General features: G+C 65.4%; 19 protein-coding genes and 1 tRNA gene. 4 read left to right on the top strand and 16 right to left on the bottom strand.

What is annotated here, in order from left to right:
- Positions 1-59: 59 nt before the first annotated feature.
- From B5D62_RS18470 to B5D62_RS18440, 7 genes are all read right to left on the bottom strand, one after another.
- Positions 60-1,265 carry an ABC transporter substrate-binding protein gene (locus B5D62_RS18470; RefSeq protein ID WP_085935386.1) on the bottom strand — a complete coding sequence of 402 codons (1,206 nt, stop codon included), beginning with the start codon at positions 1,263-1,265 and terminating at the stop codon, positions 60-62.
- A 106-nt stretch (positions 1,266-1,371) separates the two neighbouring features.
- The gene (locus B5D62_RS18465) at positions 1,372-1,962 is read right to left on the bottom strand and encodes an amino acid synthesis family protein (protein WP_085935385.1); all 591 of its coding nucleotides are present in this window, start codon (positions 1,960-1,962) and stop codon (positions 1,372-1,374) included.
- Positions 1,959-2,807: a UPF0280 family protein gene (locus tag B5D62_RS18460; RefSeq protein WP_085935384.1), complete on the bottom strand. Its 849-nt coding sequence runs from the start codon at positions 2,805-2,807 to the stop codon at positions 1,959-1,961. Before B5D62_RS18460 ends, B5D62_RS18465 begins: the two co-directional genes overlap by 4 nt.
- Complete coding sequence (locus B5D62_RS18455) at positions 2,804-4,246, bottom strand: 6-hydroxynicotinate reductase (RefSeq protein WP_085935383.1); 1,443 nt, start codon at positions 4,244-4,246, stop codon at positions 2,804-2,806. The genes B5D62_RS18460 and B5D62_RS18455 overlap by 4 nt, the downstream gene beginning before the upstream one ends.
- Positions 4,243-6,954, bottom strand: a complete 2,712-nt coding sequence (locus B5D62_RS18450; protein ID WP_085935382.1) for a molybdopterin-dependent oxidoreductase — start codon at positions 6,952-6,954, stop codon at positions 4,243-4,245. The genes B5D62_RS18455 and B5D62_RS18450 overlap by 4 nt, the downstream gene beginning before the upstream one ends.
- Positions 6,951-7,781, bottom strand: a complete 831-nt coding sequence (locus tag B5D62_RS18445; protein WP_085935381.1) for an FAD binding domain-containing protein — start codon at positions 7,779-7,781, stop codon at positions 6,951-6,953. Before B5D62_RS18445 ends, B5D62_RS18450 begins: the two co-directional genes overlap by 4 nt.
- A 101-nt stretch (positions 7,782-7,882) precedes the next feature.
- Positions 7,883-8,350 carry a MarR family winged helix-turn-helix transcriptional regulator gene (locus tag B5D62_RS18440; protein ID WP_085935380.1) on the bottom strand — a complete coding sequence of 156 codons (468 nt, stop codon included), beginning with the start codon at positions 8,348-8,350 and terminating at the stop codon, positions 7,883-7,885.
- Between the two features lie 307 nt (positions 8,351-8,657).
- On the opposite strand from B5D62_RS18440, the gene B5D62_RS18435 reads away from it, so the two are divergent.
- Positions 8,658-9,860: a CaiB/BaiF CoA transferase family protein gene (locus B5D62_RS18435; RefSeq protein WP_085935379.1), complete on the top strand. Its 1,203-nt coding sequence runs from the start codon at positions 8,658-8,660 to the stop codon at positions 9,858-9,860.
- Here the strand turns inward: B5D62_RS18435 and lhpI are convergent, their stop codons facing one another.
- The 6 genes from lhpI to aroA form a co-directional block, all read right to left on the bottom strand.
- Entirely contained in the window at positions 9,861-10,853 is a 993-nt protein-coding gene (gene lhpI / locus B5D62_RS18430) for a bifunctional Delta(1)-pyrroline-2-carboxylate/Delta(1)-piperideine-2-carboxylate reductase (protein ID WP_085935378.1), read from the bottom strand.
- Positions 10,850-11,257: a LapA family protein gene (locus B5D62_RS18425; protein ID WP_085935377.1), complete on the bottom strand. Its 408-nt coding sequence runs from the start codon at positions 11,255-11,257 to the stop codon at positions 10,850-10,852. Before B5D62_RS18425 ends, lhpI begins: the two co-directional genes overlap by 4 nt.
- A gap of 44 nt (positions 11,258-11,301) precedes the next feature.
- Positions 11,302-11,667 (bottom strand): integration host factor subunit beta, encoded by a 366-nt coding sequence (gene ihfB / locus B5D62_RS18420; protein WP_085935459.1) that lies wholly within the window; start codon positions 11,665-11,667, stop codon positions 11,302-11,304.
- A gap of 142 nt (positions 11,668-11,809) precedes the next feature.
- Positions 11,810-13,543 (bottom strand): 30S ribosomal protein S1, encoded by a 1,734-nt coding sequence (gene rpsA / locus B5D62_RS18415; RefSeq protein WP_085935376.1) that lies wholly within the window; start codon positions 13,541-13,543, stop codon positions 11,810-11,812.
- Positions 13,544-13,697: 154 nt separating this feature from the next.
- The gene (locus B5D62_RS18410) at positions 13,698-14,318 is read right to left on the bottom strand and encodes a (d)CMP kinase (RefSeq protein ID WP_085935458.1); all 621 of its coding nucleotides are present in this window, start codon (positions 14,316-14,318) and stop codon (positions 13,698-13,700) included.
- An 8-nt stretch (positions 14,319-14,326) separates the two neighbouring features.
- Positions 14,327-15,670, bottom strand: coding sequence for a 3-phosphoshikimate 1-carboxyvinyltransferase (gene aroA / locus B5D62_RS18405; protein ID WP_419188793.1), 1,344 nt, complete (start codon positions 15,668-15,670; stop codon positions 14,327-14,329).
- 146 nt (positions 15,671-15,816) lie between these two features.
- Between aroA and B5D62_RS18400 the strand changes: the two genes are divergently transcribed.
- Positions 15,817-16,179 carry a TIGR02300 family protein gene (locus tag B5D62_RS18400; RefSeq protein ID WP_170921009.1) on the top strand — a complete coding sequence of 121 codons (363 nt, stop codon included), beginning with the start codon at positions 15,817-15,819 and terminating at the stop codon, positions 16,177-16,179.
- Between the two features lie 63 nt (positions 16,180-16,242).
- A tRNA-Ala gene (locus tag B5D62_RS18395) sits at positions 16,243-16,318 on the top strand.
- An 85-nt stretch (positions 16,319-16,403) separates the two neighbouring features.
- Here B5D62_RS18395 and B5D62_RS32950 read toward each other — a convergent pair.
- Complete coding sequence (locus tag B5D62_RS32950; RefSeq protein WP_139373954.1) at positions 16,404-16,703, bottom strand: hypothetical protein; 300 nt, start codon at positions 16,701-16,703, stop codon at positions 16,404-16,406.
- Positions 16,704-17,019: 316 nt separating this feature from the next.
- Here B5D62_RS32950 and B5D62_RS18385 point away from each other — a divergent pair, with 316 nt between their 5' ends.
- Entirely contained in the window at positions 17,020-18,138 is a 1,119-nt protein-coding gene (locus tag B5D62_RS18385) for an alpha/beta fold hydrolase (RefSeq protein WP_139373953.1), read from the top strand.
- Here the strand turns inward: B5D62_RS18385 and ftsH are convergent.
- Together ftsH and B5D62_RS18375 are read right to left on the bottom strand one after the other, a co-directional pair.
- Positions 18,135-19,985 carry an ATP-dependent zinc metalloprotease FtsH gene (gene ftsH, locus B5D62_RS18380; RefSeq protein ID WP_085935372.1) on the bottom strand — a complete coding sequence of 617 codons (1,851 nt, stop codon included), beginning with the start codon at positions 19,983-19,985 and terminating at the stop codon, positions 18,135-18,137. The genes B5D62_RS18385 and ftsH overlap by 4 nt on opposite strands.
- A gap of 31 nt (positions 19,986-20,016) precedes the next feature.
- Positions 20,017-21,717 (bottom strand): PHA/PHB synthase family protein, encoded by a 1,701-nt coding sequence (locus B5D62_RS18375; RefSeq protein ID WP_231714855.1) that lies wholly within the window; start codon positions 21,715-21,717, stop codon positions 20,017-20,019.
- Positions 21,718-21,740: the final 23 nt, after the last annotated feature.

Below are 21,740 nucleotides of genomic sequence, written 5' to 3'. Positions count from 1 at the left end.
TCCGTCGAAAGATCCCTCACTTCGTTCGGGATGACATTGTTCGCCGATTGACCGGCCCACTAATTCGCCGGCCGCATCTTCTTGACGTCGTCGTCGCTCGGCAGCGCATCCTTGCCGTCGACGAAGCGCCAGGTCTTCATGTAGCCCTTGCCGTCCTTGACGCCGAGCTGGCCAACGAAGGTGCCCATCGTCGACTGATGATCGATCGGGCGATAGGTGATGGGGCCGAACGGGGTATCGACGGCGAGGCCAGCCATGGCGGCCACCAGCTTCTCCTGATCGAGGCTGCCGGCCTTCTTGATCGCCGCGACCGCCGACATCACGGTCGAATAGCCGACGACCGAGCCCAGCCGCGGATAGTCCTTGAACTTGGCCTGATAGGCGTCGAGGAATTTCTTGTGCTCGGGCGTCTTGATGTCGTTCCACGGATAGCCCGTCACGTACCAGCCGTCCGGCGCCTCGTCCTTGAGCGGATCGAGATATTCGGGTTCGCCACCCAGCAGGTCGAACACCTCGACGCCCTTGAACAGGCCGCGCTCGCTGCCCGCGCGCACGAACTTGGCAAGGTCGGGACCGAACAGCGAGGAGAAGATCGCGTCGGGCTTGGCATCGGCCAGCGCCTGCACCACCGCACCGGCGTCGATCTTGCCGAGCGGCGTTGCCTGCTCGGCGACGAACTCGACGTCCGGCTGCTTCTCCTTCAGGAGCTTCTTGAACGCCGCCGTCGCCGACTGCCCGTACTCGTAGTTCGGATAGACGATCGCCCAGCGCTTCTTGTGCAGCTTCACCGCGTCAGGGATCAACATCGCCGTCTGCATGTAGGTCGAGGTGCGCAGGCGGAAGGTGTAGGGGTTGGCCTGGTCCCACACGATCTTGTCGGTCAGCGGCTCCGCAGCGATGAACAGCGTCTTCTTCTGCTTGGCGAAGTCGGCCACGGCGAGGCCGACGTTCGAGGGGAAGGTGCCGATCAGGAAGGCGACCTTCTCACGGCTCAGCAGTTCCTCGGCGGCACGGACCGCGTCGGCCGGATTGCCGTTGTCGTCGCGGCTCACCACCTCGATCTTACGGCCCAGCACGCCGCCCGCGGCGTTGACCTGGTCGACCGCCAGCTCCATGCCCTTCTTGTAGGGATCGAGGAAGGCAGCGAAGACCTTGTAGCTGTTGATCTCGCCGATCTTGATCGGCTCCTGCGCGAAGGCAGGCGCCACGAGCGACAAGGCCGCCAGCGCCGAAGCCCCGGCCAGCAGAGATTTGCGGGTCAGCATGAGTTCCCCCTGTTCAACGAAATGGTCGACTTCCCGGACGCGACCCTAGCGAGCCGCATGGGCCCAGGACAAGCGCTGAGCACGCAAAAGGACGGCGCGCCCGTGATCATCGCTGGCCGTCACCGACCTTGATTTCGGCCGGTGTCAGCCCGCCGACGCGCGCATGCGGTCGGCCGCCGATGGAGGCCGCGACGATGAAGACGATCTCGTCGGGCTTGGGGCCATCCGGCACGCAGAATTCGACGGCATCGAAATGACTGCGCACATAGGACGCCGTGACGTGATGCAGCGGAATGTCGATGCGCGTTCCGGCCGAGGCGACCTTCACCGTCGACGGCACGATCGACTTGGCGCCGCCCATGGCGTGGCGGATGCCGAAGCCCGAAGGCTGGTGCCACAGCGCGGCATGTTCGAGCTCGCCGGCGATGCCGACGATGGCCCCCTTGCCGTAGGCCTCGAGTTCCGATCCCTTGGCGTCGAGGAGCTTCATCACCCGTTCGGTGAGATCGACCGCGAGCGGTTCGAGGGCCTTCATCATCGGCTGGATATCGGCGACGTAGCGGCCGGCATAGGGATTGGCGATCACGCCGCCCACCGCAGCCTTCATCACCGGCCAGTCCAGGACCGGACCGCCATCGTGATGCGTCTCCTCGATGACGGAGACGTACTTGCGCAATTTCACCAGATCGCTGCTCATCCTGACCTCGCCACAGCAAGCGCCGTGCCGCCCGCTTCGATTCGCCATTGCCCTTGCAGCGACACGGCCGCGCTGTCGATCAAGCCGCGCAGCCGCAGACGGCGCGCCTGCTCGATACCACGATCGAGCGCCTGCGCCACGCATGCCGGCGGCAATTCCCCAACCGCGACCGTGACCGGCAAAGCCCCGAGATCGCTATCGGGATCGAGATCGCTGGCCGGCCGGCGCTCGATCGCTTCGTGATCAGCATTCACCGCATTGGCCACCACGGTCGCTGCCGCGTCGGCAGCCGCGGCGTTGCATGCCAGCACCGTGGCGCTATCGGCAATGCCGAGCGAGAACGATCGGCCGCCCCTTCCCGACGTCGCAATGCCCCGCACCGGTTGGTCATGCGTAAGCACAACGGCGCCATCGAGCGCGCGGCCGAAGATGCCGGCCCGGAGAGCCTGGCCGGGCGCGAGGTGGAAGGCGATATCGCCGCCGTTGTTGACATAGGCGCGCTCGAGATCCCGCCCGGCCACCATGGCCTGCAGCATCTCGTCGGCCACCGCTCCGGCAACCGCCGCCATAGGGGTGATGAACACGGAACGATGCGGCCAGACAGCCTCCGCCATTCGACGGGCGACCGGTCCTCGCAATAGCGGATAGGCGTCCCCGACCGGCTGGCGCAACAGCGGCAGTTCGCTCACCAGAGTGGGCAGGATGTCGCCGAAGCGATCCATGGCCTGACGATAGGCGCGATCCACTTCATCTCGCGCGCCGAACGCCTCGATGATCAGATCGATGGGCCCGTGCTGCAGATGCAGCCGGCCGTCGGGCAGGAGGGCGGCGAGCGCGCCGCTCAATCCTTGTCTCCCTCGACGCGCACGCGGTGGCCGCGCAGCACGTCCTCGAGCGAGACCGCCCGCGACATGTAACCGCCCAGCGCCGCGTAATCGTCGGCCCGCAGCGTGAACTCGATCGGCGCCACCAGCGCCGGCGTCGGCACATAGCCGAAGGAGTTGCGCGGCATCTCGGCGACATCGACCATCAGCGTGATGCCGCCCCCCGGCCAGATGTAGGCCGGCGCGCCGCCCAGCGTCACCTTGGTCAAGGTCTGGCGCACCGAGCGCGTGAGACGCACCGGATTCTCCGTGACTCCAGCCCGCAAGGAACCGCCGGCACCGGCCATGAACAGCACGGTGCAGAGCGCGGGTTCACAATTCTCGGCGATGCGTTCCACCACCTTGCGCACCGGTACAGGCATCGGCGCCGGCTGCGGCTTGAGGTCCTTGTCGAGTTCGAACCAGCCGGAATGCTCGCCCGTCGTCGACACCATCAGAAGGCGCAGGCCGGGCCAGGCCTGCTGCGGATCGATCTTTTCGATGATCTCCAGCGGGTCGCTGACATTGGTGCCGCCCCAGCCCAGCCCCGGCTCGGCGACCTGGAAGTATCGACCAGGGGTCGAGCGTCGGCCGCGTACGCGAATGCCGGCCGGCTTCATGTCGAGGAAGCGACCGCCTTGGTGCTCGGTGAGCACGCCGGTGATGTGATCGTCGACCACGATCACCTCATCGACGTGATCCTTCCACTGGGGCGCGAACATGCCGATAGCGGCCGATCCGCACCCGACCCGCATGCGCTCCTCGCGCTGGCCATTGACGATGGGAGGCTGCTCCGATTGCACGACCACGGTGGAGCCGCCGTCGATCGACAGTTCCACCGCCTCGCCGTTGCAAAGCGCCAGCAGCGCGTCGCAGGTGACGACGCCTTCCTTCTTGCTGCCCCCCGTCAAATGATGCACGCCACCCAGCGACAGCATCTGCGACCCGTACTCGGCCGTCGTGACGTGACCAACCGCCTCGCCCTTCACCCGCACCGCGGCCTGCTCGGGACCAAGATAACGATCGGTGTCGATCTTCACCTTGACGCCGCAGTAGCTGAAGATGCCCTCGGTCACGACCGTGACCATGTCGACGCCGTCATGCTTCGAGGAGACGATGAAGGGCGCGGGCTTGTAGTCGGGATAGGTCGTGGTGGCGCCGATGCCGGTGACGAAGGCCCCTTCGCCCTTTCCGAGTTCGCCGTTCCAGTTGGTCTGTCCTTCGACGAAGGCGACGCGCGCCAGGTCGGGCTTGGCCAGCAGCACCAGCGGATCGACACGCACCAGCTTGCCGTTCTCGTTGGCATAGCGATCGCAGGCGCCGGCGCGACCGGGCCGGATGCGACACAGCACGGGACAGGCATCGCAACGGACGATCCCCGCGCTCTGCTCCGCTTCCGTGAGCGCGAGATCGTCGCTCATCGACTCGTTCCCTTCTCGAGTTTGGCCAGTGCCTCGCGCAAGCGATGCGGCAGCAGCGGGACGCGGTGGGCCCGCACCCCCGTGGCATGATGCACGGCACCGAGGATGGCTGGTGCCGTTGGCACCAGGCCGGGTTCACCCACGCCCTTGGCGCCGGACGGGCCGAGCGGCTCGCGATCCTCGATCAGCAGGCACTCGATCTCCGGCACGTCGCCGATTGTCGGAATCAGATAGTCGTGCAGGTTCTCGGTACGGCCGGGCAAATACTCTTCCATCAGGGCAAGGCCCAGGCCCTGGGCGATGCCGCCCTCGATCTGGCCTTCGACCAGCGTCGGATTGATCGCCTTGCCGACATCGTGCGCGGCGACGATGCGCAGCACCTTGACCGTGCCCAGCTCGATATCGACCTCGACCGTCGCCATCTGCGCGGCGAAGGCATAGGTCGCATAGGGAATGCCCTGCCCGTCTGCATCGAGTAGCGTCGTCGGCGGGTCGAAGGTCCCTTCGCCAAACAGCGGTCCGACCTTGGCGAGATCGAGCGTCCGGACCTCGGCCCCATCGCGCACTGTCAGTACGCTGCCGGCCAGAGAGAGCCGCGCATCGTCACCGGCATTGGCCAACCGCAGGATCTGCTGGCGCAGATCGCGGCCCGCTGCCTCGGCGGCACGACCAGAGACAAAGGTCTGACGCGATGCCGAGGTCTTGCCGGCATCGAGCGTAAGATCGGTGTCGCCGGTCACGAGCGTGAACTGCGCCACCGGCAGGCCCAGCGCATCGGCAGCGATCTGGGTCATGATGGTGTTGCTGCCCTGCCCGATATCGAGTGCGCCATTGTAGAGCGTCAGCGTGCCATCGACGGCAAGGCCGACGCGCATGCGCGACGGATTCGACATCGAGGTGTTGCCGATGCCGTACCACATGCAGCCGACACCGATGCCGCGTCGTTTCGGACCTGGCCTGGCATTGAAGGCCGCGACCTCTTCCTGTGCCTTGCGCCAGTGCGGGCGCAAGGCATCGAGGCATTGTGCAAGTCCGGCCGAGTGCTCGAGCGTCTGGCCCGTCGCGGTCGTGTCGCCGGCCCTAAGCGCATTGCGGTGACGAAACTCCAGGCGGTCGATGCCGAGCTTGTCCGCCAGTTCGTCCATCATCGCCTCGTGGGCGATGGCGGCCTGCGGCACACCGAAGCCACGGAAAGCGCCGGCGGGCGGCGCATTGGTGAAGAAGGCCTCGCCCCAGGTGCGCACGTTCGGCACGGCATAGGGCCCGGTCGCATGAACCGGCACGCGATTGGCGACCGTCGGTCCCCAGGAGGCATAAGCGCCGGTATCGAAGGTCGCCGTGACATCGCAGGCGACCAGCTTGCCGTCGGCATCACAGCCGAATTTCGCCGTCACTCGGGCGGGATGGCGCTTGGTCGAAGCGGCCATGCTCTCCGGCCGCGTATAGACCAGCGCCACCGGCCGGCCGAGCTTCCAGGCGGCGACAGCGATCAGCGGCTGCACCGAGAGATCGAGCTTGCCGCCAAAACCGCCGCCACAGGCAGTCGGAACGATGCGCACCGCCTCGGGCTTGAGCCGCATGACGCTCGCGATCTCGTCGCGGTCCATGTAGGGCGTCTGCGTCGTCGCATGGATCTCGATACGGTCGCCGACGCGTTGCGCCCATCCCGCTTCCGGCTCGATATAGGCGTGCTCGACGAAGGCCGTCTCGAACGTGCCCTCGGCCACAGCGGCACAGGCGGTAAAAGCCGCCCCGGCATCGCCGCGCTTCACCCCGCCATCGAGCAGGAGATTGCGCGGCTTGTCGGCCTGCACGAGCGGGGCATCGTCCGCACTGGCGGCATCGATGCCGACAACCGGTTCCTCGGGAACCCAGGCGATTGGCACCTCCTCGTCGCGAATAGACAGGACCGTCGTCCGATCTCCGACCAAGGCAACGACCGCCTCGCCCTTGTAGCGGACCAGCCCGTCGGCCAGGACCGGCTGATCCTTGGTATCCGGATAGATGCCGTAGCCATTGAAGGGAATGTCGGCGGCGGTCAGCACCGCAGCGAGCCGCGCCCTGAGCGGCCCCAGATCCCCCAAGGTAAAGCGGGCCCGCGCATGCGGTGAGCGGACCACGCGAATCCACAAGGCGTCGGCGGGCACGACGTCGGCGCCGAACAGATCGGCACCGGTGATCTTGCGCACGCCATCGAGGCGCGCCAGACGGGCGCCGACGGCCTCGCCAGTTCTGGCGACGATCTCGGCCGACGGCATCGCCGCGGCCATCACGGCATCGATGATCTTGGCGTAGCCAGTGCAGCGGCACAGCACGCCGCCGAGCGCGTCCTCGACCTGGGCGCGATCGGGGCTCGGCGTCCGCACCAGCAGATCGTGCGCGGCCATGAGCATGCCGGGCGTGCAGATGCCGCATTGGGCGGCACCATGGACAAGGAAGGACTTCTGCAGCGCTGCCAGTGTGCCGTCCTGCCCGGCAAGCCCTTCGACGGTCTCGACGGCCCGCCCCTCCATCTGGCCCATTGGAACCAGGCACGAGCAAACCTGTCGACCGTCAAGCCTGACCGTGCAGGCCCCGCAATCGCCGGCATCGCATCCGACCTTCGTCCCCGTCAGCCCCAGCCCGTCGCGCAGCGCCGCAGCGAGACGCGTGACCGGAGCGCCAGACCATTCGACGCGGGAACCATTCAGACTGAAACCGATCTTCAAGCGGCGACCTCGGCAAGCAGACGACGGAGTACGGCAAAGGCGGCTTCGCGCCGATAATCGGCGCTGGCGCGCACATCGTCGATCGGCGCAAGCGGCGCGAGATGGGCAGGATCGAGCCGATCCGTGAGCCCCGAATCGAGAGGGGTGCCGACAAGCGCTGCCTCGAGCAAGGGCAAACGCCGTGCCGCGGTCGAGCACGCGCCAACGGCAATGCGTGCCGTGCCGACGCACCCATCGACAACCTCGACCGTGGCCGCGGCCATGACGATAGAGATCACGAGATAGCGGCGCGCGCCGAGCTTCAGGAAGCGGCTGCGCGCTTCTTGCCGCATCTCCGGAACGTGGATTGCGACCAGGAGTTCGTCCGGCCTGCGCTCGGTCCGACGATTCCCCTGGATGAACTGTGAAAGGGCCAGCCGGCGCGTCCCCTGTCGGCTCGCCAGTTCGACCTCGGCATCGAGCGCGAGCAGAGGCGGAACGCCATCCGCAGCCGGCGAGGCGTTGCACAGATTCCCGGCAAGGGTGCCCGCATTCTGGATCTGGCGACCGCCGACTTCGCGCGCCGCCTGCTTCACGCCATCGAACAGCGGCGGCAATTCGGCCGCCAGCAAGTCGCTCCAGGTCGTGGTCGCGCCCAGGCGCCACCCGGCACCGCTGCGGGAAATGCCGCGCAAGGCGCCAATATTGCTGATGTCGAGAATGTCTTCGTCGATCGCGCGACCGACGCGCGAAGGGTAGAAGTCCGTTCCTCCGGCCAGCACCGTAAACGGCCGTGCCAGGGCCTCCAGTGCCTCATCCAGGCGAGCAGGTCGAAGGTAATCGCCCATATCGTTCGTGTACGTACGATGACGGCGGGATTGTGACGAGTCAACGACGACTGTTATCTACAGCGCGATGACGCGCCTCGGGCTCACGCCGGCAGCGCGCTTCAGATGATCCGGGACAGGAGTTCGAGCAGCTGCCGCTGTTCAGCGCCATTCAACGGCTTCAGCGTCTCGCGGGTGACCGCCGGGCCATTGACCAGCAGCTTGTTGACGATGCGCTGCCCCTCGGTCGTCAGGCTGAGCAAGGTACGTCGCGCATCGCCGGGATCAGGACGCGAGTCGACCAGGCCGCGCTCCTTCAATCGACGCACCACGCCCTGCATCGTGGCCTTGTCCATGCCGACAAGACGGCCGAGCAAATTCTGTGACAACTCCCGGTACTCGTTGAGCTTCACCATGCTCGAATACTGCGTCGGGGTGATGTTGGGATCACCGATGCTGATCTGGAAGATCGCACTCGCGCGCTGATGGGCGCGACGCAACAGATAGCCGATTTGCTCTTCGATGCGGTATGGCCGCGACGGACCTGCCGCCGCCTTTGGTTCTTGCTGCTTCTTTGCGACGTTGCGCATCGCCCCCGCCTCTCCGCCCCTTTCTTCGCTACACCGACTGCGCGCCGCGCACAACGGTCACATTGCCCGCTGACATCGACAACATGTGACATCGACGATGAATCCGCCAATCAGCCGTGCGCGAGATGCGTGCCAAGTCGCAACCGATGCAGTGCGGGTCTGCCAACGCGACGCGCTCCCGCGGAAAAGCCTGTCATGGATATGCGTCGGCTCGACCAGCGAATGTCATCAGTCAGAACCAATGACGCCTGCCGTACGCAGTGGCAGTGTTGCCGCCGTTTTGGACAGTCACGAGGAAGACAGCATCATGGCCGGTGCCCTGAGTGGTATTCGCATCGTCGATCTCACCAACATCATCCTCGGCCCTTATGGCACCATGCTGCTGGCGGACCAGGGCGCCGATGTCATCAAGGTCGAGGCACCGGAAGGCGATGCCGTGCGGCACATCGGCAAGCCGGCCCGGACAGCCGGCATGGGGCCGACCTATCTGTACGTGAACCGCAACAAGCGATCGCTTTGCCTGGATCTCAAGAATCCTCGGGCACGAAAGGCTTTGCTGGAAGTCGTTAAGACGGCCGATGCATTTGTGCATGCGCTCAGGCCACAGGCGATCGAGGGTTTGGGACTGGGCTACGACGACATCCGCAAGATCAAGCCGGACATCGTCTATGTCGGAGCGTATGGCTATTCAGCCGACGGTCCCTATGGAAAGCTTCCAGCCTACGATGACGCCATCCAGGCCCGCTTCGGCATCGCCGATCTGATGGGGCGTGCGGCGGGCGACGACGTTCCGCGCTATCCGCCGACCATCCTCGCCGACAAGACGGTAGGGCTGACTTTCGCCTTCTCCACCCTTTCAGCCCTGATGCACAAGCAGCGCACTGGCGAGGGCCAGTTCGTCGAGGTGCCCATGTTCGAGACCATGGCCGCCTGGCTGATGGTCGAGCATCTATGGGACCGGACCGTCAGCGACGAAGGCGATGTCGGTTACACGCGCCTGCTGGCCCGCACCCGGAAACCCTACCGCACGCTGGACGGCTGGATGGCGATCCTGCCCTACAATGACAAGCATTGGCGCAATTTCTTCGAGTTGGTCGGACGCCCCGAGGTCTTGAAGGACCCGAGGTATTCCACACTCAACGCGCGCTCCATGCATATCAACGAGATGTATGCCATGGTCGACGCCCTTGCCCCGACCAGGACCACGGCCGAATGGGTAAGCCTGCTCGACAAGGCTCAAATACCCAACGCGCCGGTGTCGAAACCCGCAGACCTGTTCGAGGACCCGCACCTCGTCTGGCGCCAGCTCTTCAGGAAATACCCCCACCCGAGCGAGGGCGAGATCATGATGGTCGAGCCGCCGATGCGCATGAGCCGGACGCCTCCCACCATCCGAACCATGGCGCCATTGATGGGTGCCGATTCGCGCAGCGTGCTCGCCGAGGCTGGCGTCGACGCTACCGAGATCGACGCTTTGAAAGCGGCCGGCGCGCTGATCGAGCCGGACTGACTAGGCGGTGCCGAAGGCCAGTTCGGCCGCCGCCAGATCCTCGAGCGCGGCGCCGACCGACTTGAAGAGGGTGATGCTGGTCCTGTCGCCCGGCAGTCGGCCGGTCTGTTCGCCGCGCACGAGCTGGAACAGATCGGCCTGCACCGCATCCGGGCGGATCACCCCGGATGCAATCGGCATGACGAGATCGCCGGCCTCCTTGAGAGCGCCGGTGCGCGTATCGACATAGATACGCGCACGTTGCACGGCCCTGTCGTCACTCTCACGGCTATCCGGCGTGAAGGCGCCCACCAGATCGACATGTTGCCCTTCACGTAGCCATTCACCCTCGACCAAAGGGGTTTTCGACAGGGTGGCACAGGAAACGATGTCGGCACGGGCCACGGCAGCGCGCCGGTCGCCCACTTCCGCGCGGATGTCGATCGGTCGGCCCAGGTCCCGCGGCAGCGACACCGCGAGTTCGGCAGCGAGGCTTTCCGCCTTGGCGCGATCACGCCCCCAAATGGCCACCTCGGCAATCGGCCGGATCTTGGCATGCACGCGAATGAGATGGGGCGCGAGCGCGCCGGTGCCGATCATCAGAAGCGACGAGGCATCGGGGCGAGACAGGTAGCGCGAGGCGAGCCCCGAGGCGCAGGCCGTGCGCCGCTTGGTCAGCACGGTACCGTCCAACATGGCCAGCGGAGCGCCGGTGGCGCCATCGAGCAACAGATACTCGCCGTAAATGGACGGCAGCGACCGTTTGCCGTTATCGGGAAAGACCGTCACCAGCTTCATGCCAATGCGGCCCGACGCGCCATCCGCGCGTGAACGTGTCCAAGCCGGCATCAGCAGCAGGGTCGCGTCGGCCGAGCCCGGACCATTCGGACCGACAATCGTGTGATGATGCCGGGTCGGCATCTCGCAGCCGGTCCGGAAAAGCGTCTCCAGGCGGTCGACGAGCGCGAGATCGTCGAGGGCCTGGTCGACCTCCGGACCCGACAGGACCTTCATGAGGGTGACGGCCCGCGCCGCGACGGCATCAGGTCCGGGGCCACGAGTGCGCTTTGCCGATCGATTGCCTTCTGCCCCGGCGTGCGGACCTCATGGCTCGCCGATGCATGCGGACGCAGCCCCGCAAGCTGCTCACGCAGATGCGCAACTTCCCGCTCCAGCCGCGCCACGCCCTTGCCGTGTTCGCGCGCCCGCCGGCGGTGGTGCCGACCGGCCCACCAACCAAAGGCCAGGCCCGCAAGCACGCCCACGAGCAACACCGAGATGATCAGCAAGTAGAGCGGTGCTGCGACTGTGAACGGGAGTGGCCACAAAGTCAGGGCCACGACTCCGGCATTGCTGACGGCCATCAGCACTGCCAGCAGCAGGAACAGCAGGATCAGCGCGCGATACAGGATCTTCATGCGGCGCCACAATGGCACAGCCCATCGCACCTAAGCGAGGGGCGCTACTTTTTGTCCTCTGCGACGGGCTCGGCGCCGGGCGATGCCGCGGACGGCTCCTCGACGGGTGCGAGTCCGGCAGCGCGGACCGCCTCCTTGTTCAGGCGGTCCCGCAAATCCTTGCCGGTCTTGAAGTAGGGAACGCGCTTGGAGGCAACTGCGACCTGCTCGCCCGTCCGCGGATTGCGCCCGGTCCGGGGATCGCGCTTCTTGACCGAAAAGGCCCCAAAGCCGCGCAACTCGACCCGATCTCCATGGGCCAATGCCTTGGAGATCTCATCGAAGACTGTAGCCACAATCCTTTCGACATCCCTTTGATAGAGATGGGGATTCCGGGCCGCCAGGCGGGCGATCAGCTCCGACTTGGTCATCGGCGTCATAATAGCGCAAAACGCCGCAGGGTCAAGGTAAGTCCTTGAATCAAAAAGGAAAGCGGCTGGCACCCTTATCCGCCATGAAAAAAGGCCGGTCCCTGCGGGACCGGCCTTCGATTTCAGGCTCTCAGCCGAGGACTTACTTGCCCTCGGTATCTTCCTTTTTCTGGGCGCGGCTGAGCGCGGCACCCAGGATATCGCCAAGGCTGGCACCCGAGTCGGACGAGCCGAAATCGGCCATCGCCTTCTTCTCCTCGTCCAGCTCACGCGCCTTGACCGACAGCACGACACGCCGCGAGGCCTTGTCGATGTTGGTGATCTTGGCGTCGAGCTTGTCGCCGATGGCATACCGGTCCGGGCGCTGCTCGGAGCGGTCGCGGCTGAGCTCGGACTTGCGGATGAAGCCCGGGATGCCGTCCTGGATCGTGACGTCGATGCCGTTGTCCTGGATGCCGGCCACGATGACGGTGACCACGTCGCCCTTCTTGGCGACGTCGCCGACCTTCTCGAACGGATCGTTCGCCAGCTGCTTGATGCCGAGCGAGATGCGCTCCTTGTCGATGTCGACGTCGAGGACCTTGACCTTGACGTTGTCACCCTTCTTGTAGTCGCGGATGGCTTCGTCGCCCGGCTTGTCCCAGGACAAGTCGCTGAGATGCACCATGCCGTCGATATCGCCCGGCAGGCCCACGAACAGGCCGAACTCGGTGATGTTGCGAACCTCGCCCTCGAGCTCGGTGCCGGCCGGATACTTGTCGGCGAAGCTCTCCCACGGGTTGGCCATGCACTGCTTGAGGCCGAGCGAGATCCGGCGCTTGGACATGTCGACGTCCAGCACCATCACTTCGACCTCCTGCGAGGTCGACACGATCTTGCCCGGGTGCACGTTCTTCTTGGTCCAGCTCATCTCGGAGACATGGACCAGACCTTCGACGCCCGGCTCCAGCTCCACGAAGGCGCCGTAGTCGGTGATGTTGGTAACGCGGCCCTTGAGCTTGAGACCGACCGGATACTTGGCACCGGCGCCGTCCCACGGATCGCTCATGAGCTGCTTCATGCCGAGCGAGATACGCTGCGTCTCGGGATTGAAGCGGATCACCTGCACCTTGACCGGCTGGCCGATGGTGAGGGCTTCCGACGGATGGTTGATGCGCTTCCAGGCGATGTCGGTGACGTGCAGCAGGCCGTCGACGCCGCCCAGATCCACGAAGGCGCCGTAGTCGGTGATGTTCTTCACCACGCCGTCCAGGACCTGGCCCTCCGAGAGAGCACCCATCAGGCGGGTACGGTCCTCGGCGCGGGTCTCCTCCATGACGGCACGACGCGACACGACGATGTTGCCGCGCCGGCGGTCCATCTTGAGGATGGCGAACTGCTGGGCCTGGCCCATCAGCGGACCGACGTCGCGGACGGGGCGAACGTCGACCTGGCTGCCCGGCAGGAAGGCCACGGCGCCCGACAGGTCGACCGTGAAACCGCCCTTCACGCGGCCGAAGATCGTTCCCATGACCCGCTCCTGGTCATTGAACGCCTTCTCCAGCAGGGTCCAGGCTTCCTCACGCCGCGCCTTGTCACGCGACAGAACGGCCTCGCCGTCCTTGTTTTCCATGCGGTCGACGAAGATGTCGACAACGTCGCCTTCCTTCACTTCCGCGGCGCCGCCAGCGGCGAACTCGCGCAGGGGAACGCGGCCTTCGGACTTCAGGCCGACATCGACGACAACGAAATCGTTTGCAATGCGCACGACGGTCCCTTTGACCACCGTGCCTTCGAAGCTTGCCGAACCGCCGAGCGATTCGTCGAGAAGTGCTGCGAACTCCGCACTCGCGGCGTCGTTCGCGGGTTGCTTACGCAGGGCGCTGCCCTTAGCCATTCAATACCTCTTCCTTCTTCGATCCCGGGCGAAACGCTGCCGCCCGTCGGCCAACCGGTTGAGCCGGCGGATCCACTGCCTTTGAAACTCCGACGGCCGGATGAGGCTCCGTCCGCCAATCGCCGCTCCTAGTCTTCGATCTGCCGGCGGCGATTTATGGCCCGGAAGATCGAAAGCCCTTGCGCTCGATGAAAGCCAAAGCGGCGGCAAAGGCCGCATCGGCATCCATTTCGCTGGTATCGAGAAGCCAGGCATCGGGTGCGGCCCTCAAAGGGGCAGCTGCCCGTTCGCTATCGCGACGGTCCCGCTCCGCCATCTCGGCAAGAACGCGCGGTTTTATAGTGTCCACCCCTCGCCCGCGCAACTCCTGGTACCGGCGCACGGCGCGTGCTTCGGGACTCGCCGTCACGAACAGCTTCACCGGCGCATCGGGACAGATCACGGTGCCGATATCGCGTCCATCGAGCACCGCGCCAGAGCCCTGAGATGAGAATTCCTTCTGGAATTTCAAGAGGTTGGCTCGTACCTCGGGCATTACGGCCACTTTCGATCCTTCCTGCCCGGCTTCGTCGCTGCGCAGATGCGGATCGGCGAGATCGGCCAGCGTCAGCCGGGCCGCGACCTTCGCCGGCGGCTCGCCGGTCTGGGCGGCAATCCAGCCGACGGCGCGATAGAGCATTCCCGTATCGAGATGGGGCAGGCCGAAATGGGCCGCCAGCCGCTTGGCAAGCGTCCCCTTTCCCGACGCGGAAGGCCCGTCGATGGCGATGACCAGACGTTGAGTCACGCCGCCTCGATCTTGGCGCCCAGCCCGTTCATCTGCGTCATGAAGCCGGGGAACGATGTATCGATAGGCGAGCCGTCGTCGACCGCCACGGGCTCGCGCGTGCCCAGCCCCAGGACCAGAAAGGACATGGCGATGCGATGGTCCAGATGCGTCTTCACCAGGCCGCCCCCCGCCGGCGACGCGCCGGTGCCATGGACGGTCAGGGATTCCGCCCCGACCTCGTGCTGCACGCCATTGGCGGCAAGACCTGCGGCGACGCTCGACAGGCGATCACTTTCCTTGGCCCGCAGTTCGGCCAGGCCCAGCATCCGCGTCGTTCCCTCGGCGAAGGCGGCCGCCACGGCCAGGATCGGATATTCGTCGATCATGGTGGGAGCCCGGTCGGCCGGTACCTCGACTCCCGTCAAGCCGCCGCCTCTCACATGCAGGTCCGCCACCGGCTCGCCACCGACCTCGCGCCGGTTCTCGAATGTGATATCGGCACCCATTTCGACCAGGGTGGTGTAGAGGCCGGCGCGCAAGGGATTGATACCGACATTCTCGATCAGGACGTCGCTGTCGGGCCGGATGCAGGCCGCCACCACGGCGAAGGCGGCAGAAGACGGATCGCCCGGCACCGCGATCTTGCGCGCCTTGAGTTCCGGCCATCCCACCACCGTGATGCGCTTGCCGTGGCCGCCCTCGACCGGTGCCTCGCGCACCTCGGCGCCGAAATGGCGCAGCATGCGCTCGGTATGGTCGCGCGTGGCCTGGGGCTCGATCACGGTGGTTTCGCCGGCCGTGTTGAGGCCGGCCAGGAGGATGCAGCTCTTCACCTGTGCCGAGGCGACCGGCAGCCGGTATTCGATCGGCACCATTTCGTCCGTACCGACGATGGCCAGCGGCATCCGCCCGCCCTCTCGCGATTGGAAGCGCGCGCCCATGCGGGACAGAGGCTCGATCACCCGCTGCATCGGGCGGCGGCGCAGGGAGGCATCGCCGGTCATGAAGCTGGTGAAGGGGTGGCTGGCCAGAATTCCCGATAGCAGCCGTGCCGAGGTTCCGGAATTGCCGAGATCGAGGACGTCATCGGGTTCACGGCCGCCGCCGACGCCAAAGCCACGGACACGCCAGACATCCTGCTCGCGGCTGATGTCGGCGCCCAGCGCCCGCAGCGCTGCAGCAGTGCACAGCACATCCTCGCCTTGCAGCAGGCCTGTGATGACGGTTTCCCCCATGGCCAGTGCGCCGAACATCAGGGCCCGGTGGGAGACGGATTTGTCGCCGGGCGCGCGGACCTTACCCGTCAGACGGGCGACGGGATGGGCGATCAGTTTGAGCGGAGCGGTGGATGCGGACAGGACTGGCTCCCGGGAGAAAGGCAAGAATACGGCGCGGCGCCCTCCTACCATGCCCGAATTTGGTTTTGACAGGGTGAAAGACGCGTGACATACGCCCTCCCTCGCGGTCGAAAGGCCTTCGCAGCGGAATTTCCGGGAGATCCAGAGTGGTCAAGGCGTCCTGGGGTATCAAGCGCACCTGCCAGAATTGTGCAGCGCGCTTCTATGACCTCAACAAGAGCCCGATCAAGTGCCCGAAGTGCGGTCGGGAGCATGATCGTGAGGACTTCGTGAAAGTCCGGCGCGGCCGGGCCGCTGCGGCTGCAACGACGGCCGCCGCCGCCGCGGCTGCCGCTGCCGCGAAGGCCGCCGCAGCCAAGAACAAGAAGATCGAGGATGTCGCGCTCGGCGACGACGATGCGGCGTTGGAGGCGGATGACGAGGCGTTGGAGGATACCGACGATCTCGCCGACGAGGCCGACGACATCGAGGTCGACGTCGAGGACGACAAGGGAGAAGGCGACCGCTGACGGTTACGCGGTTGCAAGCAAGCCGGTCGCGAATTATACCTCGCGGCCGCCAGCACGAATTTCGGGGCCATAGCTCAGCTGGGAGAGCGCTACAATGGCATTGTAGAGGTCGACGGTTCGATCCCGTCTGGCTCCACCAAATCAAGGGCTTAGCCGGAAACGGCTAGGCCCTTTGATTTTGCGGGAACACGATCCGGTTGCATCGACGCTGACTGTCCCGCTCGTCAGACCGCATCGTTCGACGACCACGTGGTTACGGTCCACAGGGTCACGGCTGCCGCCTCGAAGACCAGGGGAAGCCCCATCACGATGGCCGGCCATCCCGTCAGGCCATAAGCCGAATCGAACCAGATCCAGTAAAGGATCACGCCCGTGGCACAGACCAGCGCCGGCAGGGCAAGGCGCAATGTCCATCGCCATATCCGGTGGGTACTTCTAAGCGGCAACGAATAGGCGCTCGAGCATTCCAGTACAGTGCTGGCCGTTTGCCCCGAAGCCTTATCGAGGTACAGACCGTCCGGCATCGGCTCCTCCACTCGCCAAGGTGAGGGTGAGCAAATTCCACTCGGTGTGAAAGCGGAAAGCGTGACGGTCTCGAATCGGTCACAATCGGTGTGCAACCGCGATGCGTTGCAGTGGCCCCAAATAAAACGCGCCGGCGACCTTGGGGAAAGGGGCATCGCCGGCGCTGCACTGCGAGCTGGAGAACGGGAGCCGATCGCAGTAGCTGGGCGGAGCATCCGGTCTGGGCTCCCGTCCGACCAGTGACCATTTTGGGACTAGGTTCACCAATTGATCTGCATCAAGCGTGGTGTCGCCGCGGTCCCGTAGCATTCGTTCATGGCCACGCTCTCATCCGGCCCTTCGGGCGCCGTGCCTTCTGCCGGTCTTTCGCCGCAGATGTTCTTCTGGCCTCTGATCGCGGCAAGCGAGTTGGTCGCGGCACAGGCGAGCGGCTTCGCGCGGATCATGACTGCAGCCGCCTACCCCTCGTCGGTACCGTCGGACGAGGCGCCTTGGAGCACGACGAATCACGTGCGCCTGGATTTGCCGACCATGCGACTGCGCGACTTCTCGAGTGGCGGCGACGGCACGGCCACGCTGGTGTGCGCCCCCTTTGCACTGCATGAAGCGAACGTCGCTGATTTTGCACCCGGCCACAGCCTTGTGGAGACATTGCTTCATGGGGGATGCCACCACCTCTTGGTGACCGACTGGCGCTCGGCCACCAAGGATATGCGGCTGCTGTCACTCGACAATTATCTGGCCGATCTCAACGTCGCCATCGACGAGATCGGTGCTCCAGTCGATCTTGTCGGCCTCTGCCAGGGTGGCGTGATGGCCCTGATCTATGCGGCGCGCTTTCCCAACAAGGTGCGAAAGCTTGTGCTCGCCGGCGCCCCTATCGATACCGACGCCGGCTCCTCCCTCTTCTCGGCGACCGCGCGCGCCTTGCCGCTCAGCGCCTTGGATGAGGTCGCCAATTTGGGCGACGGCCGCATGCTGGGGCGGCGCGTGCTGGATGTGCTGCGCCCAACCCTGATCGGAACCGAGGGTCTGCAGGCCCTTCAGCTCCAGGGAGACGAGGCCGAAGCGGAATCCCTGATGGAGAGATTCTCGGCCTGGTACGACCGCACGGTAAATCTTCCCGGCGTCTACTATCACCAGCTCCTGCTCTGGCTGTTCAAGGAGAACCGGCTGGTCGAAGGGAATTTCCCGGCGCTCGGCCGCGAGATTGATCTCGCCGACGTGCGGCATCCGCTGTTCCTGCTGGCCGCGCGAGACGACGAGTTCGTCGCACCGCAGCAGCTCCTCAATGCAGCCCGCCTCGTCTCTTCCGAGGTCGTGGAAGAGATGACCGAGCCTTGCAGTCATCTCGCCCTTTTTATGGGCCACGCCGTGCTGAACGATGCCTGGCGACGGATCGCCCGCTGGCTGCGCCAGGACGGCGCAGCTTAGCCGGGTCTCGCGCCCGGATCCGAAGCCCGCTCCACCTTGACGCGAGCGGCCAGGGCCTCGAGATCGGGACCGGCCAATGTCTCCTGGGCAAGAAGGGCATGCGCCATCTCGTCGAGCAGGGCACGATTGGCGACGAGAATGGCGCGCGCCTGAGCGAACGCCGCCTCGACGATCTCCTTGATGGCAGCGTCGATCTTGGCGGCAGTTACTTCACTGTACCAGCGTGGCGGCGGCATCATACCGGGCACGGGCGTCAGGAAGTGCGACGACTCACCCTCGTACGAAACCTGCCCCAGCTCGGCCACCATTCCGAAGCGCGCCACCATGCTGCGGGCGATATCGGTTGCCTTCTGCAGGTCGTCCGCGGCACCGGTCGAGACGGCGGCAAAGGTCAGCGTCTCTGCCGCCCGCCCGCCGAGAAGGACGGCGAGCTTCCGCTCGAGCTCTATGCGATCCATCAGGAAGCGGTCCTCGATCGGCCGCTGCATGGTGTAGCCGAGGGCTGCCACGCCACGGGGAATGATCGATACCTTCTGCACCGGGTCCATGCCCGGTAGCGCCATGGCCACGAGGGCATGGCCCGTCTCGTGAAAGGCGATGACTTCGCGCTCGTGCGGGATCAGCACGCGATTGCGCTTCTCGAGACCGGCAATCACCCGCTCGATCGCCTGAGTGAAGTCGTCCAACGCCACCGACTTGGCGCCGCGCCTGGTGGCGAGCAGCGCCGCTTCATTGACCAGATTCGCGAGGTCCGCGCCGGTGAATCCAGGCGTGAGCGCCGCCACCCGCTCGACGTCGATATCGCGGGCGAGCTTCACCTTGCGCAGATAGATCGCGAGGATATCGCTTCGGCCCTTCTTGTCGGGCCGATCCACCAGCACCTGGCGATCGAAGCGACCGGCCCGCAACAAAGCCGGGTCGAGCGTCTCGGGCCGGTTGGTCGCCGCCAGAAGAACGATGCCAACCCGTGGATCGAAGCCGTCCAGCTCGGCCAGGAGCTGGTTCAGCGTCTGCTCCTTCTCGTCGTGCCCGCCGAGCGCAAAGGTGCCACGCGCGCGGCCAAGAGCGTCGAGTTCGTCGATGAAGATGATGCAAGGCGCATGCTGGCGGGCCTGCTCGAACAGATCGCGCACGCGGGCCGCCCCGACGCCCACGAACATCTCGACGAATTCAGAGCCGCCGATCGTGAAGAACGGCACTCCGGCCTCGCCGGCGACGGCACGTGCCAGCAATGTCTTGCCGGTCCCCGGAGGGCCGACCAGCAGGATGCCCTTCGGCATGCGGGCGCCGAGGCGGCTGTGTTCGGCCGGGTTCTTCAGGAAATCGACGATCTCCTGCAGCTCTTCCTTGGCCTCGTCGACGCCCGCGACGTCAGCGAACGTCACGCCCGTCTGCTTCTCGAGATAGACACGCGCCTTGCTCTTGCCGATCGCCAGCAAGCCGCCTCCCATCCCGTCCGCGCCGCCCGCCATCCGCCGGATCGCGAACATCCAGATCCCGACGAACAACAAGGTCGGCACGACCCATGAGAGCAGCGTGGTGAGCCAGGTCGCGTCGGGCTCGGCGCTGTACTTGATGTTGTACTTGGCGAGATAGTCAGCCAGTTCGGGCGACATCTTGTTGGTGACGAACTCGCTGCGCTGGTCCTTGGGGGTCGTGAGCTTGCCGCGGATGGTCGTGTCGCCGACCACGACCTCGGAAATCTTGCCGCTCTCCAGCAGCGAGCGGAACTCGCTGTAGGGAATATGTTCCACCTTCTGGAGCTGTACCAGGTAGGCCTGCACGATCAGGATGCCGAGCAGGGCCACCACCACGTACCAGAAATTGATCTGGTGCTCTTTCTTCATGAAGAGCCTCCTCCATGCCAGGCGGCCGCTTTCAAGTCTCGAGAACGTACGTACCAGGCGCGTCGCCGATTGGCGGGTAGCCCGCCTCCGCGGCCCCGAGGGCCGGCGGCGCGACAGGCTCGCCGGAATGGGCGCCGAGCCACGCCGTCAGAGCGGGCCACCACGATCCCTCATGTCGTGTCGCCTCGTCCAGCCAGCGATCCGGGTCGAGATAGGCGCCGCCGGCGTCGCGAGTGGCGATCCGATAGGATCGGTTGGGCCGGTCGATCGCTGACACGATGCCGGCGTTATGTCCGCCGACGGTCAACACGTAGGTGATCGCGCAGTCGGCAAGCAGATGGATCTTGTAGGTCGAACGCCAGGGCGCGACGTGATCCCATTCGGTGCCGACAGCGAAGATCGGCACCCGGATATCGCTGATGGCCACGGGCTTGCCGCCGGTCAGATAGCGTCCTTCGGCGAGATCGTTGTCGAGGAACAGATGCCGCAGGTACTCCGAATGCATGCGGTAGGGCATGCGCGTCGCGTCGGCGTTCCAGGCCATCAGGTCATTGAGGGGCGGACGCTCGGCGAGAAGGTAGTTGCGCTGGATATAGGACCACAGGAGGTCGTTGGATCGCAGCAAGCGGAAGGTACCGGCCATCTGCGAAGCATCGAGGCCGCCCTGTTCCCACATCATGTCCTCGAGGAACGCGACCTGGCTTTCGTCGATGAACAGGGTTAGCTCGCCTGCTTCGGAAAAGTCGACCTGAGCCGCAAGCAAGGTGACGGACTTGAGGCGCTGGTCGCCCTCGCGGGCCATCGTGGCGGCAGCGATGGTCAGCAGCGTGCCCCCCAGGCAATAGCCCAGGGCATGAACCTTCACCGACGGCACAATGGCGCTGATCGCGTCGAGCGCCGCCATTACCCCGAGCGTTCGATAATCTTCCATGCCGAGGTCACGCTCGGCCGGCCCCGGATTCTTCCAGGAGATCATGAACACCGTGAAACCCTGCTCGGTGAGATATCGCACCAGCGAATCGGTCTCCGACAGGTCCAGGATGTAATACTTCATGATCCAGGCGGGCACGATCAGGATCGGCTCCGGCCGCACCTTTTCCGTCCTGGGCGCATACTGGATCAGTTCGATCAGGCGATTGCGCAGAACGACCTTGCCGGGGCTTGTCGCCAGGTTGACGCCGACCTTGAATTCATCGGCACCGACGGGCGGCTGATGCGTGACTTGTCGTTGCCAATCCTCCGCCATGTGCTGAAGGCCATGGAGAAGATTCGTACCGCCTTCGGAAGCTGTTCGCGCCAGGAGCTCGGGATTGGTCGGCAGGAAGTTCGATGGAGAAAGAGTATCGAGGATCTGGCGCGCACCGAACTGCACCATCGCCTCATGGTGCCGCGAGACTCCGCGCACATTGCTGGTCGCGGCCTGCCACCATTGTTCCTGAAGCAGGAAGCCCTGGCTGAGGATATTGAACGGCCAGTGCTGCCATCCGGCGCCGGCAAAACGACGGTCCTGCGGCAGAGGCTCGACGATGGTTGGCGGCGGGGATTGCAGGCTGGCGGCCCAACTGTAGTTGGCGAATCGCGCCATCTGCTTGGCTGCCTCGCCGAGCAGATCGAACCTCTTCCCCGGACAGGCCGCAAGATGGACGGCCCAGTCGAGATAGGCGGCGCCGACTGCCGCAGGCGACAAGCCGAGCGTCCATCGGGCGAGCGCGGCATGGAGCGATCGATCCATGTATTCCCCCGGCGTGGCGCCGG

Origin of the sequence: Enhydrobacter aerosaccus (assembly GCF_900167455.1) — a bacterium.
Lineage (GTDB): Bacteria > Pseudomonadota > Alphaproteobacteria > Reyranellales > Reyranellaceae > Reyranella > Reyranella aerosaccus.
This window is presented reverse-complemented; position numbering and strand designations above follow the sequence as displayed.

What these genes read in the sequence shown, in the direction of transcription:
- B5D62_RS18470 (WP_085935386.1), bottom strand. Translation starts at nt 1,265, where the DNA reads ATGCTGACCCGCAAATCTCTGCTGGCCGGGGCTTCGGCGCTGGCGGCC.
- B5D62_RS32950 (WP_139373954.1), bottom strand. Translation starts at nt 16,703, where the DNA reads ATGCCGGACGGTCTGTACCTCGATAAGGCTTCGGGGCAAACGGCCAGC.
- B5D62_RS18445 (WP_085935381.1), bottom strand. Translation starts at nt 7,781, where the DNA reads ATGGGCGATTACCTTCGACCTGCTCGCCTGGATGAGGCACTGGAGGCC.
- B5D62_RS18425 (WP_085935377.1), bottom strand. Translation starts at nt 11,257, where the DNA reads ATGAAGATCCTGTATCGCGCGCTGATCCTGCTGTTCCTGCTGCTGGCA.
- B5D62_RS18440 (WP_085935380.1), bottom strand. Translation starts at nt 8,350, where the DNA reads ATGCGCAACGTCGCAAAGAAGCAGCAAGAACCAAAGGCGGCGGCAGGT.
- lhpI (WP_085935378.1), bottom strand. Translation starts at nt 10,853, where the DNA reads ATGAAGGTCCTGTCGGGTCCGGAGGTCGACCAGGCCCTCGACGATCTC.
- B5D62_RS18455 (WP_085935383.1), bottom strand. Translation starts at nt 4,246, where the DNA reads ATGAGCGACGATCTCGCGCTCACGGAAGCGGAGCAGAGCGCGGGGATC.
- B5D62_RS18375 (WP_231714855.1), bottom strand. Translation starts at nt 21,717, where the DNA reads ATGGATCGATCGCTCCATGCCGCGCTCGCCCGATGGACGCTCGGCTTG.
- ihfB (WP_085935459.1), bottom strand. Translation starts at nt 11,667, where the DNA reads ATGACCAAGTCGGAGCTGATCGCCCGCCTGGCGGCCCGGAATCCCCAT.
- B5D62_RS18465 (WP_085935385.1), bottom strand. Translation starts at nt 1,962, where the DNA reads ATGAGCAGCGATCTGGTGAAATTGCGCAAGTACGTCTCCGTCATCGAG.
- B5D62_RS18435 (WP_085935379.1), top strand. Translation starts at nt 8,658, where the DNA reads ATGGCCGGTGCCCTGAGTGGTATTCGCATCGTCGATCTCACCAACATC.
- ftsH (WP_085935372.1), bottom strand. Translation starts at nt 19,985, where the DNA reads ATGAAGAAAGAGCACCAGATCAATTTCTGGTACGTGGTGGTGGCCCTG.
- rpsA (WP_085935376.1), bottom strand. Translation starts at nt 13,543, where the DNA reads ATGGCTAAGGGCAGCGCCCTGCGTAAGCAACCCGCGAACGACGCCGCG.
- B5D62_RS18385 (WP_139373953.1), top strand. Translation starts at nt 17,020, where the DNA reads ATGGCCACGCTCTCATCCGGCCCTTCGGGCGCCGTGCCTTCTGCCGGT.